The organism is Amycolatopsis xylanica, from assembly GCF_900107045.1.
In the GTDB taxonomy this organism is placed as follows: domain Bacteria; phylum Actinomycetota; class Actinomycetes; order Mycobacteriales; family Pseudonocardiaceae; genus Amycolatopsis; species Amycolatopsis xylanica.
In genome coordinates this window covers 802,102-817,858 of sequence record NZ_FNON01000004.1, presented here as the reverse complement: position 1 = coordinate 817,858, position 15,757 = coordinate 802,102, and the positions used below count along the sequence as shown (strand labels likewise).

Here is a 15,757-nt window from a genome sequence, read left to right as displayed (position 1 = left end):
CACTCACGACCTGAAAGCGGGGGCGTGGTCGGTCGCCCAGGCCGTGAAGCTGGTCGGCGGACGTCCGAGCGCCCGCTCGACGCCGTCGGCCAGCACGGCGTTGCGGCCGGAGCGGATGATCTCGAGTCCGGTGACCGTGGCGTCGGCGAACTCGGGGTCCATTCCGGACGCGAGCAGTTGCGCGCGGACCGAGCCGAGCGGCACGTCGACGGTCGTGAGCGCGGTCCCGATCGCCACGCCCAGCCGGTCGGCCTGGTCCGCGGTGGTCAGCAGTTCCGGGCCGGTCAAGGTGTAGATCTCTCCCTCGTGTTTTGAGGAAACGAGCGCGTCGGCCGCGACTTCGGCCACGTCGCGGGGATCGACGACGCCTTGCGCCGCGTTCCCGGTCAGGTTCGGGATGGGCTGGCCCTCGCGGATCGGCGCCGCCCAGCGCAGCGCGTTCGAAGCGAACGCGGACGGGCGCAGCATGGTCCACGCCAAGCCGCTGTCCCGCACCGCGCGCTCGCCTTCGCGATGCCAGTCGACCTCGGATTCGTCGAGGACGTCGAGCCCGATGGAGGACAGCTTCACGATCTTGCGCACGCCTGCCGAACGCGCGGCCTCGACCATCGCCAGGTCGTGGCGGGCCGCCGATGGCCCGCCTTGGGTCAGCAGGAAGACCGCCTCGACGCCGGCCACGGCCGGTGCGAGTGATTCGGGACGGTCGAGATCACCCACGACGGTTTCGACGCCCGAGGGAGCACGGGACGGGTCGCGGGTCAGTGCGCGCAGGGGTTCGCCGCGTGCTGTCAGGCGGCGGACCACTTCGCTGCCGATGGTGCCGGTCGCACCGGTGATGAGGATCATGACCGAGACCGTGCCAGCGCGGGTGTGGCCGTCGATAGGAAGTTTCGGCATAGAGTGGAAATGTGAGCGGGATCTGGGGGAACGAGATACCGGTGCCGGCGGCGCTGCGGCCATGGATCGCCGATATCCGGGAAGCGTCCATGGGGGCCGATCAGCGGGTGCTGACGCATGTGCCCGATCCGGCGACCACGCTGGTCTTCCGGACGACAGCCGACGGCTCGGGGCGGTGGCTGGTCACCGGGCCGCGCACGCGCGCCCGATATCACCGGGGCAAGCAGGTCCCGTTCGGTGTCCGGCTCCGCATCCGGCCGGGGCGGGCGCCGTTGCTGCTGGGCGTGCCCGCGAGCGAACTCGTCGATCAGATCGTTCCGCTGAGCGAACTCTGGGGCGACGAGCCGGAGTCCGGGCAGGCGCTTCTCAAGACGATCCAGGCAGAGCTACTGGCCCGGCTGGCACGCCGGACGGCTCGCGACCTGTCGCGGAGCGACCTGGTGCACTCCGCGATCGGCGACCTGCCGTCACCCGTGCACACGATCGCGCGGCGATTCGGCGTCAGCGAACGGCATTTGCGGGATCTGTTCACCGAAAACATCGGTGTGGCACCGAAAAAGGTGCTGCGGATCAACCGGGTTCGCACCGTTCTAACGCATGCCCGGCCGGGTGCGTGGGCTGAAGCCGCGACCGAGGCCGGATACTTCGACCAGTCGCATATGACGGCGGAGTTCCGCGAGACGATGGGCGTGCCGCCCGGCGCGTTCCTCGAAGGCCGCTTGCCCGAGCCCGCGGCGTGCTAGCCGTCTGAGCGGCGCTCCAGGAAGTCCTCCAGCCGCGCGCGGGCGTCGCCGAAGTCCGAGACGTGATTGCTCAGCGTCAGGCGGAGTTCGCCGTCAGGCAGGGAAAGCACGAGGTATTCGGTGAGCCTGCGCTGGGTGAAGCCGCCGCCGGTGACCGTGCTCAGCGGAATCCGGCGGTAGGCGTCGACGGTCTTGGGATCGAGGCCCTTCAGCCGTTTGCGGTCGACCATGCCCGCCGCGCCGATGAGCCCGGCGAAACCGCGGCGCACCAGCACCCAGCGCGACATCGGCACCAGGATCAGCTCGGTGGTGCACACCAGGAGGTCCACCAGTTTGCGGCCTTCCTGCAGCGCGCTCAGGATCCCGAGCAAGCGTGTTTCCGGGGGTTCCGGCTCTTCCTCGGGTTCTTGGCCTGGCGGGCGGACGAACGCGGCTGGCACGCGCAGCCGTTGCAGGTGATGGACGAGTTCGCCGACCGCGCGTGGATCTTCGACGGCGGGTTTGACCAGTGCTTCGATGTCGAAGGGCTGGTCGTACAGCTTGAGTTCCCAGCCGCCGCCCCAGTTCAGCTCGTGGCGGGCGTGCCCGGCGTCGGCGAGCGCGGAGACGATGGCGTCGCCGAGCAGTTCGGTGACGATCTTCGCGCTGGCTTCGGCGATGACCTCTGGCGCCAGCGACTCGTTGCGCATCGGCGCGGCCAAGCGCTCGATGTCGCCGTGGCGCAAGACCTGGATGACCTCGCCGATCGTGCCGCCGGGCGCCAGTCCGCTTTCCTTGCCTGCCTCGGCCAGCATCTCCGCTCCCTTGTGGACGGAGCGGAGCCCGGCGAGGCGGACGATCTCGTCCCAGGGCGCGCGTGGCCCGAGGTCGCGGATGAGGACCTCGAGTTCGGCGTGCGTGATGTCCTCGCGCGGCGAGTCCAAGAGCGACCAGGCTGGGCGGCGGTCGATATTCGGCCGCACGTCGGGGAGTGCGGCGATGGCGGCGATGCGGCGGCTGGTCGAGGGATGGCTGTTGAAGCGGGAACTCGGTTCGTTCGCGAGGATTTCGTCGGCGGTTTGGGCGACCCATTCCCGTTGCGCGGGATCTTTCAGGAACGCGCGGAAGCCGAGCAGGACTTCGGGGGTGCGCTTGGTGACCGCACCGAGCGAGACGTAACGGTCGAAGTAGGCGTTCCACAGTGGACTGAGCGTCGCGACCTTGCGCAGCGCGTTCGCCGCGACCTGTTTGCCCGCCGCGGCGACCATGTACTCGTCGGCCTGCAGTTCCTGTCTTCGGTTCGCGGACTGGGCGATCAGCAGGTACAGCCGCGAATAGCCGTCGAGCAGCGTCTTCGCGAGCCCGGAGTCGAGCCTGCCGACGGTGTGCTCCAGGGTGCGGGTGCCGCGGTAGGTGACCGCGAGCAGCCGGGTGTGCCCGCCGCTGTAGTGCCCGAGTTCGTGGGCGAGGATCGCGCGCAGCTCGGTGACGTTCATCGCGGCCAGCAAGGGCAGGCCGATCAGGAGCGTGCGCCTGCCCGCGCGCAGGCCGAGCAGGCGGCTGTCCTCGTAGACCGCCGCGTTGATCTCGCCGACCAGCACGATCTCGTCCGGCGGCCGGGTGCTGACCTGCCGGGCGAGATCGTCGACCACCCGCCACAGTCCCGGCTGCTCCTCGCGGGTCAGCCGCGGTCCCTCGGTGGCGGGGAACTTCGCGCGCAGCGCGCTGACCAGCCCGAACCCGAGCGCCAGCATCACGCCGATCCCGCCCAGCATGATGTAGCCGCCCGCGCGGTGGCCGACCTGCAGGCCCGCGTAGACGCCGCCGGCGCCGACGGCGATCACGACGAACGGGAAAGCCACCAGCAACAGCACCGAAAAGAAAGCCCGCCCCCAGGCATGCATGAGAAAACCCCATTTCGCTCGACCGGATGGTAATCCACCTGGCCAGGGCGAAATGGGGTTTTTCGTCAGCTGATCACGCCACGTTGAACGTGTCCGGGTCCGGCCCGGTGCGCTCGCCGCGGTCGAGGCCGGTCAGGCTCTCGATGTCCGTCTCGGTGAGCGAGAACCCGAACACGTCGAGGTTCTCGCGGATGCGCGACGGGGTGACCGACTTCGGGATGACCACGTTGCCGAGGTCGAGGTGCCAGCGGATGACGATCTGCGCCGGGGTCTTGCCGTATTTCTCGGCCAGCGCGGCGATCGCGGGCTCATCCAGGAGGCCGCCGCCCTTCGCGAGCGGGCTCCACGCCTCGGTCGCGATGCCGTGCTTGGCGTCGAACGCGCGCAGCTCGGTCTGCTGCAGGTACGGGTGCGCCTCGATCTGGTTCACCGCGGGGACGATGCCGCTCGCCTCGAAAACGCGCTCGAGGTGCGCCTGGTGGAAGTTCGAGACACCGATCGCGCGGACGCGGCCGTCGGCGTACAGCTTCTCGAAGGCCTTCCAGGTGTCGAGGTAGAGATCGCGCTCCGGGGTGGGCCAGTGGATGAGGTACAGGTCCAGCCGCTCCAGGCCCAGCTTGGTCATGCTCTCGTCGAACGCGCGCAGCGTCTCGTCGTAGCCCTGCTTGCTGTTCCACAGTTTGGTGGTGATGAACAGCTCGTCGCGGTCGATGCCGGACTCGGCCAGCGCCTTGCCGACACCCGCTTCGTTGCCGTAGATGGCCGCGGTGTCGATGCTGCGGTACCCGGCGTCCAAAGCGGACTTGACGGCCGCGGTGGTCTCCTCGTCGGGGACCTGGAAGACGCCGAAGCCGAGCTGGGGCATCTCGACGCCGTTGTTGAGCTTGATGGTCGGAATGCTCAAGTGACTGTCCTTCATCGGGTTAGTGCTTCCTCTGTGACGGTAACCGATTGCTTGCGGTCGAGCAGCCCTGAGAGCACCGCGACGGCCAGGCCGGCGGCGGCGAGCGCCGCGCCGATCCAGTTCGGTGCGGTGTACCCGAGGCCGTGCTCGATCGCGGCGCCGCCGAGCCACGCGCCCGCGGCGTTGCCCAGGTTGAAGGCGGCGATGTTCGCGGCCGAGGCGAGCGCGGGCGCGCCCTCGGCCTTCTGCATGACGCGCGCCTGCAGCGGCGCGACGGTCGCGAACCCCGCTGCGCCGAAGACCGCGATGGTGATGGCGGCGGGCAGCTGGGCGTGCGCGGTGAAGACGAAGACGATCAGCACCGCGGCGAGCGCGGCGAGGATCACGTACAGGCTCGGCATGAGGTTCCGGTCGGCCGCCTTGCCGCCGAGGATGTTGCCGACGAACAGGCCGCCGCCGAACAACACCAGCAGCCAGGTGACCGCGCCGGCGGAGAAGCCCGCGACCTCGGTCATCATCGGGGCGATGTAGGTGAACGAGGCGAACACACCCGCGAAGCCGAGCGCGGTCATCGCCAATGCCAGCCAGACCTGCGGGTTGCGGAACACGGCGAGTTCGCTGCGCAGGCCCTTGCTCTCGGTCGTGGCCTGTGCCGGGACGAGCGTCAGGATGCCGACGAGGCCGATGACGCCGAGCACACTCACGGCCCAGAACGTCGAACGCCAGCCGAGTGCCTGGCCGAGCGCGGTGCCCGCGGGCACGCCGAGGACGTTGGCCACGGTCAGGCCGGTGAACATCATCGCGATGGCGCTGGCCTGTTTCGCGGGCGCGACCAGCGAGGCCGCGACCACCGAGCCGACCCCGAAGAACGCGCCATGGGACAGCGCCGCCACGATCCGGCCGGTCATCAGCAGGCCGTAGGCCGGCGCGACCGCGGAGATCAGGTTGCCCGCGATGAACAGCACCATCAGGCCGACCAGCACGGTCTTGCGCGGCACCCGCGAGGCGACCGCGGTCAGCAGGGGAGCGCCGATCACCACACCCAGCGCGTAGCCGGAGATGAGCAGGCCGGCGGACGGGATCGAGACGCCGAAGTCGCCCGCGACCTCGGGCAGCAGGCCCATGATCACGAACTCGGTCGTGCCGATCCCGAAGGCGCTGATCGCCAGTGCGAGCAGAGCGGCAGGCATGGAAGGTTCCTTCTTCCCGGTAGTATGGGCGTTGGCAATAACCCGCGTCCGAGATAGTTGCACACGCCGGTTATTGCGTAAGCTCGATAGTGGCGCACGCAAGGGTGCCTTGGCAACCGAGAGAGTGGTGAACCGTGTCACTGGATGACGACGCCGTCGAAGCCCGCGCACAGGGCTGGCGCACGCTCGCCGCGTTGCACGCGCGGATCGAGGACAAACTGGGCCGCGCACTCGAGCGCTCCCACGAGCTTTCGGTGAGCGAATACAGCGTGCTCGACGCGCTCGCTCGCCAGGACGGCTTCCACCTGCGCATGAACCAGCTGTCGAACGCGGTCGTGCTGAGCCAGTCGGCGACTACGCGGCTGGTGAACCGGCTCGAAGACCGGGGGCTGCTGCAGCGGTACCTGTGCCCGACGGACCGGCGGGGCATCTATACCGAGGTCACGCCGTCGGGCCGCGAGCTGCTGGAGGCTGCGCGCCCGACGCACGACTCGGCTTTGGCGGAAGCCTTGGCCGAGGCGGAATCCCTGCCCGAGCTGGCTCCGCTGGTCTCGGCCTTGGGCGCCCTAGCCTTCTGACCCAAGCCTTGCCCGAAAGGGGCGTTCGTCAGGTGTGATAGCCCGAAAGCCACTTTCGTCAGATCGCATCTGACGAAAGTGGCTTTCGGGCTACAACGGCTGGAACCTGGGTCAGGGCGTATTCGTTCGTGCTGGAATAGGCGAATGGGCAGGGCGAGGGCGGACCGACGGCAGCGGGAGTTCGCCTGGCTGTGGGTGTGGCTCGTGCTGGTGCTGAGCATCGCGGTGGGCGTCGGGGTCACCGTCCTGCTGTGGGGCGGCACCCGTGCCGAGCATCGCGATGCCTTTGACACCGGCTGGAAAAGTGCGGCCGCGGTCCTCGCGATCCTTGCCGCCGTGGTCACCGTGGAGCGGCTGCGCCTGGGGCAGCGCGAGCACCACCGGCAGCTGGCCGCTGATCGGGCAGCGCAGATCACCGATTTGTCCGCTAAAGCCAGCGAGCAGCTGGGCAGTGAGAAGGCCGCCGTGCGTATCGGTGGCCTGACGGACCTGGAACGCCTCGCTCAGACCCATCCTGATCTGCGGCAAACGGTGGTGGATCGGATTTGCGCCTACTTGCGCGCTCCGTACCGGCCACCGCCCGACCGGAATGCCGAACCGTCGCCCGGTGATGACGGGGAGGCAGGCGAACACGTTGTCAGCGATGAGGAAGTCGCGGCTCGCCGCCTGGAACTGGACGTGCGTCGCACGGCGCAACAGATCCTGCAGCGCCACCTGCATTGGGACGAGACGGTCGAAGACATTCCCGAAACCTTGTGGGACAACATCAAGCTGGATCTGCGTGACGCCGTCCTCGTCGAGTTCGACCTGACTCGAAGCCGCATTGCCTCCGCGGATTTCCGGAAGGCCACATTTCACAGCGAAGCCACTTTCACCTACATGGTCATCTCGCAGGACGCGCGCTTCGATGAAGCCTTGTTCATCGGGAACGCCGAGTTCAGGGGAGCGTCGTTCCCGGGTAAAGCCAGGTTCGGCAAAGCTGTGTTCGGCACGGGCGCCAAGTTCACCGGGGCCTCGTTCGGAGGGACCGCCTGGTTCAGCGAGGCGGCGTTTCATGGGGAAGCCCTTTTCGAGGAGGCGTCGTTCGCCGGGGACGCCGCATTCGGCCGGGCCTCGTTCGGAGAACACGCCCTCTTCGAGCAAGCGTCGTTCGGTGGGGTAGCCGGGTTCCGTGGTACGTCGTTCGCCGGGGGCGCGAGGTTCGGCGAAGCGGCGTTTGAAGGGACCACCTCGTTCGGCGAGGCGTTGTTCGCAGGAGAAGTCTTGTTCGACGAGGCATCATTTGCCGGGCACGCATGGTTTGGCGGGGCGTCGTTCGCGGAGGATGTGACGTTCACCGGTGCGTCGTTCGCCATGAACGCCGGATTCGACACGGCGTCGTTCGACGGCGACGCTTTGTTCGGCAGGGTTTCGTTCGGTGCGGACGCCTCGTTCGAGGAGGCGTCGTTCGCGGGGAGCGCCTGGTTCGCTGGTGCGTCCTTCGCCTGGGACGCCAGGTTCGACCGGGCGGTTTTCGACTCCGTCGTGTCCTTGGTCGACGCTACCGTTGTCAATACGAGAAGCGGGCACGTGTTGCCGGCTGGCTGGGTTATCCAGTCAAAGTCCGAGGGAACCGGCGCTCGGCGTCGGATCGTGCGAGGCGGCTCCGCGAGCGACGCTGAGAGCCCTGAGCCTTGATCCCACGCTCAGGCGGCCGCCGCGGAGGCTTCGGGCTTTGAACAGGTCAGCGGATGCCGAGCAGGTGTTCCAGGGCGAGCTGGTTCAGGCGGGTGAAGTGGTAGCCGCGCGCAGCGGCGGCGGCCGGGTCGAAGTCGTCGGTGAGCAGGGAGTCGAGGGTTTCGCCGGGGGCGAGGGTGGGGGTCGCCAGGTCGGGGACGCGGGAGGCGGCCAGTGCTTCGGCGACTTCGCGGTCTTCGCGGAAGGCTTGGGCTTTGGCGCGGAGGATGAGGTACGTGCGCATGTTGGCCGCCGCAGATTCCCAGACGTCCGAGGAGTCCTCGGTGCGCAGGGGCTTGTAGTCGAAGTGGCGGGGACCGTCGTAGCCGCCGTGCTCGAGGAGGTCGACCAGGAAGAAGGCGCTGGTCAGGTCGCCGTGGCCGAAGATGAGGTCCTGGTCGTACTTGGGACCGTGCTGGCCGTTGAGGTCGATGTGGAACAGCTTGCCCTGCCACAGTGCCTGCGCGACGCCGTGCACCATGTTGAGCCCGGCCATCTGCTCGTGGCCGACTTCCGGGTTCAGGCCGAACATCGATGGGCGCGCGAGCTGGGAGATGAACGCCAGCGCGTGGCCGATCGTGGGGAGCAGGATGTCGCCGCGGGGCTCGTTCGGCTTGGGCTCCAAGGCGAATCGGATGTCGTAGCGCTTCTCGACGACGTACTCGGCGAGCAGGTCGAGGCCTTCCTTGTAGCGGTCGAGTGCCGCGCGGACGTCTTTCGCCGCGTCGGACTCGGCGCCTTCGCGGCCGCCCCAGACGACGTAGGTGCGGGCGCCTAATTCGGCGGCGAGGTCGAGGTTGCGGCGGACCTTGGCGAGGGCGAAGCGGCGGACGTCGCGGTCGTTGCTGGTGAGGCCGCCGTCCTTGAAGACGGGGTGGGTGAAGAGGTTCGTCGTCGCCATCGGGACCTGCAGGCCGGTCGCGGCCAGCGCGTCCTTGAACTTCTGGACGGCCTTGTCGCGGTCGGGCTCGGTGGCGAGCAGGTCGTCGTCGTGGAAGGTCACGCCGTACGCGCCCAGCTCAGCCAGCCGGTGCACGCTCTCGACCGGGTCGAGCGGGGCGCGGGTCGCCGTGCCGAAGGGGTCGCTCGCCTGCCAGCCGACCGTCCACAGGCCGAAGGTGAACTTGTCGGCCGGGGTGGGGGCGTAGGCGTCCATGCTGGCTTCCTTCCATTTAGTTCACGTTATAGACTAAATACGCCGACCCGCCCGAGTCAATAAGGTGCGTGCCATGTCCCAGGCCGTGCGGCACGACTCGATGCGTGCCGGCAACCTCGAAGTCGTGCTCGGCGAGGTCAGCAGGCGCGGCCCGCTGACCCGCGCCGCTCTTGCCGAGCTCACCGGCCTGACCAAGAGCACGGTGTCCAAACTGGTCGGTGACCTGGTCGACGCCGGGATACTCGCCGAGTCCGGCCCCGCGCGCGCCGGTGAGCGCGGCAGGCCCGGGGTGGACGTCGTGCTCAGTGGCGCGCGGGTCGCCGCGCTCGGGCTGGAGATCAACGTCGACTACCTGGCCGTGTGCCTGGTCGATCTCACGCGCGAGGTCCGGCGGGACGTCCGCCGCGAACGTGACAACCGCGAGCGCCCCGAAGACGTGCTCGCCGAACTCCGGACCATGGCGCTCGAAGTGCTCGAAGAAGCCCGGGGTCTCGGCTTGACCGTCGCGGGCGCTGGGCTCGCGCTGTCCGGCCCGGTCGGCGCCGGGCTGCTGGTCAGCGCCCCCAACCTCGGCTGGCGGGACGTCCGCGCGGCCGAGCTGCTTGACCTCCCGGTCGCCGTCGAACTCGACAACGAGGCCAACCTCGCCGCGCTCGGTGAGCTGTGGTTCGGCGCCGGCGAGCGCGATTTCCTTTACGTGTCAGGAGAAATCGGCATCGGCGCCGGACTGGTGGTCGGCGGCGAGCTGTTCCGGGGGCCGAACGGGCTGGCGGGCGAACTCGGTCACGTCGTCGTGTCACCGGACGGCCCGCCGTGCCGCTGTGGCGGCCGGGGCTGCCTGGAAACCTATGCGGGACAAGAAGTTCTCGGCGACGAGCTGGTCGCCGGTGAGGCGCTCGGTGTCGCGCTGGCGTCGGCCGTGAATCTCTTCGACGTCGACCGGATCGTGCTCGGCGGGATCTTCGCGCCGCTGTTCCCGAAGCTGTCCGAGCCCATCACACGGGTACTGCGCGAGCGGCTCGGCAAGCTCAGGGGCTCGGTCCCGACACTGACCGCGTCCGGGCTGGGCGCGCAGGCCGCGACGCTCGGCGCGGCCGGGCGCGTGATCCACCGCGTGCTGACGGACCCCGGTGCCTACTTGCGGAGTGGACGATGAGGACAGTGCTGATCATGGCGACCTCGGACATCGCCGAGGCCGTGGCCGCGCTGGGCGGCCGGGTGCTTTCGGTGGAGCCGCGGCTAGGTGCCACGAGAGCGGAAGTCCCTGCGGCCAAAGTAAAAGAGCTCGCCGCGCTGGAGTCCGTGACTCATGTTCAGGTCGATGAGGACATCCAGCGCGACGAGCCCAAGCCCTAGGAACGGGATAAAGCGGGCTTTATCCCGGGAAAAGCACCCGGGATAAAGCCCGCTTTATCACTAGCTGACCGACCTCACGAGCACCGTGCCCGTGCCGACCTGGACGTTCTCGGACGTCCGGACCGACAGGACACCGCGCAGGATGCGGCCGGCGGCGGGCGCCGCGTTGACGGTCACCACGCCGGGCACGGTCCAGGCGCTGCCGGAGGCACGCGCCGCGTCCGCGTCCGTCACCGCGACGGACCCGAACGCCGGGTTGACGAACGTGTCGAGGTAGTCGTACGTCGTCGAGCCGGAAGGCACCGCGAAGCCGTCGATCAGCACGACCCACTGGCCAGCGGCCGGGTTCGCGATGGTCACCGACTCCTCGGAGTCACCGTCGGCGCTGGCGCCTGCCTGCACGCACGAGCCCGTGGTGCAGTTGAACACCAGCAGGTCCAGGTCGGCGCCGACGTCCGAGGTGTTGCCGATCGTCGCGGTGAGCGACGTCGAGCCCGGGGTCACCGTGATCGGGAACTGCTTCTGCTCCAGGTTGCCGATGGTCGGCTTCTGGATCGAGGTGCTGCCCAGCGCGCCGCCGGTCAGCTTCCCGGTGAACGCGCCGAGCGTGTTCGTCACCGTGTAGCTGCGCGCCAGCGGCGTGCCGACGGTCGCCGAGGCGATGTCATCCGGGTTCGGCGAGATGGCCGTGCCCAGCACCGAAGCGCTGACGGTGAACGGCGCGTTGTCCACATCGGACGTACGCCTGGCCTCGACGGTGATCTCCCAGACACCCGGCAGCGGGTTCGCCACCGTGCGGCTGGTCGCCGTGCCGCCGGAGCAGCCCGCGCCCGCGTCGGGGTTGTAGCAGTTCGTCGACGAGGTCACGTCGAGCGGCACACCGGTCGGGTCGTAGCGCAGGAAGCGGACCTGGCCCTTGCCCTTCTCAGCGCCGCCACCGGCGAGGTCGATCTTCAGCGCGCTGGCGCCCTTGGGCACCCGCACGAAGAAGCTCTGCGCCTGATTGCGCGCCGCCTTGCCGGAGTTGTCGATCTTGTAACCCTTCGCGGCCTCGAAGTCCTGGGCCGCGAACACCGCGTTCATCGTCTGCACGTCGATGCCGATGGTGAACGGGTTGTCCAGGCGCAGCAGCGCTGAGTGCACACCCGCGGTCGCCGGGTTCACCTTGACGTCGAACTTCACCTCGGTGTTCAGCGGCAGCTGGACGTGGTTGCCCGAGGAGAAGGTGCCGTCGTTGCCGACCCAGCTGACGAAGTACGGCACCGGGTTCGCCGAACCGGTGGTCCGCTTCAGCGTGTAGGTGCGGGTGAACGACTTGCCTGCCACGACGCCCTCGCGGTCGTGGATGCCGACACCGGTGTTCGGCGTCTTCAGCAGTCCACTGAGGACGGTGTGCACCTCGACCGAGGTGGCGACGGTGTCCGGCTTCGGGTTCAGCTGCAGCGCGATGAACGCCGCGGGCACGTTGAACAGGCCCGCGCCCTGCGCGTAGGCGCCGATCCCGTTGACGTAGCGGGCGGTCGACTTGATCGCCGAGCGCAGCTGCGCGACCGCGGGACGCTGGCCGTTGTGCGTGGCCTTGTACGCGCTCACCAGCAGCGCGGCGGCGCCGGTCGCCTGCGGGGCGGCCATCGACGTGCCGTTGAACATCGCGTACCCGGCGGGCAGGGTGTACGTGCCGGGCAGCGGGCCGGGCGCCTGCCAGCGCGGGATGGTCGAGATGGCCGAACCCGGCGCGATGATGTCGGGCTTGAAGCCACCGTCCTCGGCCGGTCCACGCGAGGAGAACGGGTGCAGCGACTCGGCCTGCGCGGTCTTCGAGCCGTAGTTGGACAGCCAGGTCTCCTTGGTGATGTAGGAGCCCACGCTGACCGCGTCGGTGGCCACGGACGGGTCGCCGACCGAGTTGCCGCCGGGGCCGCTGTTACCGGCCGAGATGAACAGCTGCATGTTGTACTCGGCGATCGTGCGGTTGTAGAGCTCCGCACGCGCGTTGTTGCCGTCGTTGAGCGCCGGCAGGCCGCCGATGGAGATGTTGACGACGTCCGCGCCGTTCTTGGCGGCGTAGATGACACCGTCGATCAGGCCGGACGAGGTGCACGACGAGGTGGTCAGGCAGACCTTGACGGCCAGCACCTTCGCGCCGGGCGCCGCGCCCTGCATCTTGCCGCCGAACAGGTCGTGGCCGGTGGCGATGCCCGCGACGTGCGAGCCGTGCGCCGCACCGGCGATGCCGATGTTGACGTAGCCGTCGTGGTCGGTCTGCACGACGAACGCCATCTTCTCGACGACGTCGGTGGCCGGGTTGTCGGTGCCGAAGAAGCCGAAGTCGTTGGCGACCTTGTAGTCGGCCATCGCCTTGTCGTCGGTGAAGTCACCGTTCTGGTTCAGGTCGACGCGGACCTGCTTGGTCACGGTGTCGAGCAGGATGCCCCAGGTGTCGGTGCGGTCGCCGTCGCGGTTGAGGTCACCGCCGGTCTCGCTGCCCGCGCCGCCCAGGTCGCCCGCGGTCTCGGCGAGCGTGCCGAGGGTGTAGGGGCCACCGGCGGGCGCGGTCCAGGTGCGGCCGTTCGCGGTGAAGGTGCCGGTGTAGGTCTGCGTGGACTGCTTGACCCAGGTGCCGTCGCCCGAGGTGGGGGAGTTGGCGTTGTACCAGTCGACGATCTTCTTCTCGCCGTGGCTGGTGGTCTGCAGCGCCGGGTTCTCCAGGTCGACGCCGGAGTCGAGCACCGCGACCGTGGTGCCCTTGCCGTCCCAGCCGGGGAGCACCTGGCCGAACTGCGCGGCGTAGGTGTCACCGGTCGGCATGTACGGGTTCACGCGCGGGGTGTTCTTGCCGGGGGCCGGCTGCGGCAGCGGGTCGGACGCCCCGTCGGGCCGCGGGTCGTCGAGCTTGATCAGGCCGTCGACGTCGACCGCGTTGATGCTGCCGAGCTTGGCGGCCTTCTCGGCCTGCTTCACCGGCACGGTCACCTTGAGGTAATCGAGCTTCGTGTCGTTGGACTGCACGACACCGCCCAGCGCGCGCAACTCGTTCGCCGCTACCTCGGCCTTGCCGCGCTCCGCCGCGATCAGCAGCGTGACATCCGGCTTACCGGCCTTTTCGGCTTCGGCGACCAGTTCCTTGTCGTGCGTGTCGAGCTCGCTCCCGTTCGACGCACCGGCCGTCGGGCTGCTCGGTGGCGCCTCCTGAGCGAACGCACTCGGCGCGGCGCCAAGGGTGGAAGCGCTCAACGCGGTGGCGAGCACGGTGATGCCTGCTCGCCTTCTCCAGCGTGAATTCACTGTTCCGGCCTCTCGTTCATGGACATGCCCGAGCAGTAGATATCCGGAATCGGCAGACCGCAATAAGCGGTTGTCACTGTTCTGTGCAATTCGGCCATTCGGTGTGAGCTGAATGGAGTAACACGTTGCGGAATTCCCGGAGAAGATCCGTTACCGTTATTCGGTAACGGTGATCGAATCGATATATGCGAGTTTCAATGCGCATTCGAAATTGTGAGTGTGCCGACGGCTCTTCCCGTTGGCAACACTCAGGACTCCGCTCGCCGCTTGATGGCCAGCCGGAGCCTGCGGGTGAATCCGCGCTGATCGGTGCCCCTCGTGCCGAGTGCGGCCCACCCGTGTTTCGCCGCCGTCCGCACCACGCCCGGATCATGGCCGGGCGGGGATGCGACGGTGATGCGAATGGTCACGGCAGCCCCCAGATGTCACCAAGGTCGTTCACTCAGTCTCACCGCGTAGTGACCGCGGACCAAGCACTTCGAATGCGCTCGAAGCGTCTGCCGCCGAGTGGAGGTCTGGCAGGGTGGTTTCCATGAGCGAGTTGTTGTTGCGTGGCGTCCGCCGGGGTGTCGGTGGCGACCTGGCCGACGTCCGGCTGTCCGGGGATCGCGTCGTCGCGATCACCCCGCCGGGGGAGCCCGCGGGGGCCGCGGAAGTGCTCGACGCCGACGGCGGCACCCTGCTGCCCGGGCTCGTCGACGCGCATGTCCACACCGTCCAGTGGGCCGCCGCCCGGCGGCGGATTCCGCTCGAGGGCGCGCGTTCGGCCGCCGAGGCCGTCGACCTCGTCGCCGCGCACCCGTGCGGGCCGGGTGAGCTGGTCACCGGCGCCGGGTTCCGCGACGGCCTCTGGCCGGACGTCCCGCACAAGGATTTGCTCGAGCGCGCGCTGCCGGGTCAGCCGGTCGCGTTGTTCAGCGGCGATCTCCACGCGCTGTGGCTGAGCCCGGCCGCGCTGAAACTGGTCGGCCGTGAGCAGCATCCGACCGGGGTGCTGCTGGAGAACGACTGCATGAGCGCGACCGCCGAACTCCCGGTCGCGTCCCGCGAGACCCAGGACCGCTGGGTCGCCGAGGCGCTCGAAGCCGCGGCCGCGCGCGGCGTCACCGGGATCGCCGACTACGAGTACACCGACACGATCGCCGACTGGACGCGCAGGCTCGCGGCCACGCCGCCGCCCATCCGGGTCGACTGCGTGATCGCGAGGTTCGCGCTAGATCTGGCGATCTCGCGGGGCCTGCGCACCGGCGATGTCGTGCCGGATTCGGGCGGGCTGCTCACCGTCGGCCCGCTCAAGGTGTTCGTGGACGGTTCGCTCAACACGCGCACGGCCTATTGCCACGACCCGTATCCGGGCTCGCCGTCGTTCGGGCTGCTCGAAACGCCACCCGCCGAACTCGTGCCACTGTTACGAAAGGCTTGGGAGAACGGGATCTCGCCCGCGGTGCACGCGATCGGCGACCACGCCAACACGATCGCGCTCGACGCGTTCGCCGAGGTCGGCTGTCCCGGCCGCATCGAGCACGCGCAGCTGCTGCGCGCCGAAGACCTCGCCCGCTTCGCCGAGCTGGGCGTGATCGCGAGCGTCCAGCCCGCACAGCAGCCGGACGACCGCGACGTGGCCGACCGGTACTGGGCTTCCCGTACCGCGCGGGCGTTTCCCTACGGCGCGCTGCTCGCGGCGGGCGCGCGGCTGGAGATCGGCTCGGACGCGCCGGTCGCGCCGCTCGACCCGTGGGACGGCATCGCGTCGGCGGTCAGCCGGACCGACGACGACCGCCCGGCGTGGCACCCCGAGCAGGCGATCCCGCTCGCGGACACGCTGAGCGCCGCCGCGCGCGGCCGGTCCGGCGTCCGCGCCGGCGATGTCGCGGATCTGGTGATCACCGCCGAAGATCCGGCCGAGAGCGCTGATCTCCGTGCGATGCCGATCCGCGCGACGATCATGGGCGGCAAGGTCACCTTCCGCTCCTGAGAAGGGCGCGACGATCGTCGGTTGACGAAGATCCCGGGCGTCGGAGAGGATCTTCGGCAGGGGTTGTGACAACG

Annotated in this window: 13 protein-coding genes; 6 read left to right on the top strand and 7 right to left on the bottom strand. The window is 69.0% G+C overall.

The window, feature by feature from the left end; all coding sequences use genetic code 11:
- Positions 1-3: 3 nt before the first annotated feature.
- A complete protein-coding gene (locus BLV57_RS22635; RefSeq protein WP_245757456.1) occupies positions 4-897 on the bottom strand; it encodes an SDR family oxidoreductase in 894 nt (297 codons plus the stop codon).
- Positions 898-908: 11 nt separating this feature from the next.
- On the opposite strand from BLV57_RS22635, the gene BLV57_RS22630 reads away from it, so the two are divergent.
- Positions 909-1,640, top strand: coding sequence for an AraC family transcriptional regulator (locus BLV57_RS22630; protein WP_091291769.1), 732 nt, complete (start codon positions 909-911; stop codon positions 1,638-1,640).
- Here BLV57_RS22630 and BLV57_RS22625 read toward each other — a convergent pair.
- The 3 genes from BLV57_RS22625 to BLV57_RS22615 all read right to left on the bottom strand — a co-directional run bounded on the left by BLV57_RS22625 (position 1,637) and on the right by BLV57_RS22615 (position 5,617).
- Positions 1,637-3,523 carry a M48 family metallopeptidase gene (locus BLV57_RS22625; protein WP_091291766.1) on the bottom strand — a complete coding sequence of 629 codons (1,887 nt, stop codon included), beginning with the start codon at positions 3,521-3,523 and terminating at the stop codon, positions 1,637-1,639. The two genes, BLV57_RS22630 and BLV57_RS22625, sit on opposite strands and share 4 nt — an antisense overlap.
- Positions 3,524-3,596: 73 nt before the next feature.
- Positions 3,597-4,388: an aldo/keto reductase gene (locus tag BLV57_RS22620; protein ID WP_245757473.1), complete on the bottom strand. Its 792-nt coding sequence runs from the start codon at positions 4,386-4,388 to the stop codon at positions 3,597-3,599.
- Positions 4,389-4,438: 50 nt separating this feature from the next.
- Positions 4,439-5,617 (bottom strand): MFS transporter, encoded by a 1,179-nt coding sequence (locus tag BLV57_RS22615; protein WP_091291761.1) that lies wholly within the window; start codon positions 5,615-5,617, stop codon positions 4,439-4,441.
- Positions 5,618-5,751: 134 nt separating this feature from the next.
- On the opposite strand from BLV57_RS22615, the gene BLV57_RS22610 reads away from it, so the two are divergent.
- Both BLV57_RS22610 and BLV57_RS22605 read left to right on the top strand, forming a co-directional pair.
- Positions 5,752-6,195 carry a MarR family winged helix-turn-helix transcriptional regulator gene (locus BLV57_RS22610; protein ID WP_091291759.1) on the top strand — a complete coding sequence of 148 codons (444 nt, stop codon included), beginning with the start codon at positions 5,752-5,754 and terminating at the stop codon, positions 6,193-6,195.
- 204 nt (positions 6,196-6,399) lie between these two features.
- Positions 6,400-7,872: a pentapeptide repeat-containing protein gene (locus tag BLV57_RS22605; RefSeq protein WP_176968748.1), complete on the top strand. Its 1,473-nt coding sequence runs from the start codon at positions 6,400-6,402 to the stop codon at positions 7,870-7,872.
- Between the two features lie 46 nt (positions 7,873-7,918).
- Here the strand turns inward: BLV57_RS22605 and xylA are convergent, their stop codons facing one another.
- Complete coding sequence (gene xylA, locus BLV57_RS22600) at positions 7,919-9,067, bottom strand: xylose isomerase (protein WP_091291756.1); 1,149 nt, start codon at positions 9,065-9,067, stop codon at positions 7,919-7,921.
- A gap of 73 nt (positions 9,068-9,140) precedes the next feature.
- Here xylA and BLV57_RS22595 point away from each other — a divergent pair, with 73 nt between their 5' ends.
- Positions 9,141-10,223 carry an ROK family transcriptional regulator gene (locus BLV57_RS22595; protein WP_091291755.1) on the top strand — a complete coding sequence of 361 codons (1,083 nt, stop codon included), beginning with the start codon at positions 9,141-9,143 and terminating at the stop codon, positions 10,221-10,223.
- Positions 10,220-10,423, top strand: coding sequence for a hypothetical protein (locus tag BLV57_RS22590; protein ID WP_091291752.1), 204 nt, complete (start codon positions 10,220-10,222; stop codon positions 10,421-10,423). Before BLV57_RS22595 ends, BLV57_RS22590 begins: the two co-directional genes overlap by 4 nt.
- Positions 10,424-10,483: 60 nt before the next feature.
- Here BLV57_RS22590 and BLV57_RS22585 read toward each other — a convergent pair whose 3' ends face one another.
- Positions 10,484-13,708, bottom strand: a complete 3,225-nt coding sequence (locus tag BLV57_RS22585; protein WP_091291750.1) for a S8 family serine peptidase — start codon at positions 13,706-13,708, stop codon at positions 10,484-10,486.
- Positions 13,709-13,956: 248 nt separating this feature from the next.
- The gene (locus tag BLV57_RS43380; protein WP_176968747.1) at positions 13,957-14,118 is read right to left on the bottom strand and encodes a hypothetical protein; all 162 of its coding nucleotides are present in this window, start codon (positions 14,116-14,118) and stop codon (positions 13,957-13,959) included.
- A 122-nt stretch (positions 14,119-14,240) separates the two neighbouring features.
- On the opposite strand from BLV57_RS43380, the gene BLV57_RS22580 reads away from it, so the two are divergent.
- Positions 14,241-15,683 (top strand): amidohydrolase, encoded by a 1,443-nt coding sequence (locus BLV57_RS22580; protein ID WP_091291746.1) that lies wholly within the window; start codon positions 14,241-14,243, stop codon positions 15,681-15,683.
- Positions 15,684-15,757: the final 74 nt, after the last annotated feature.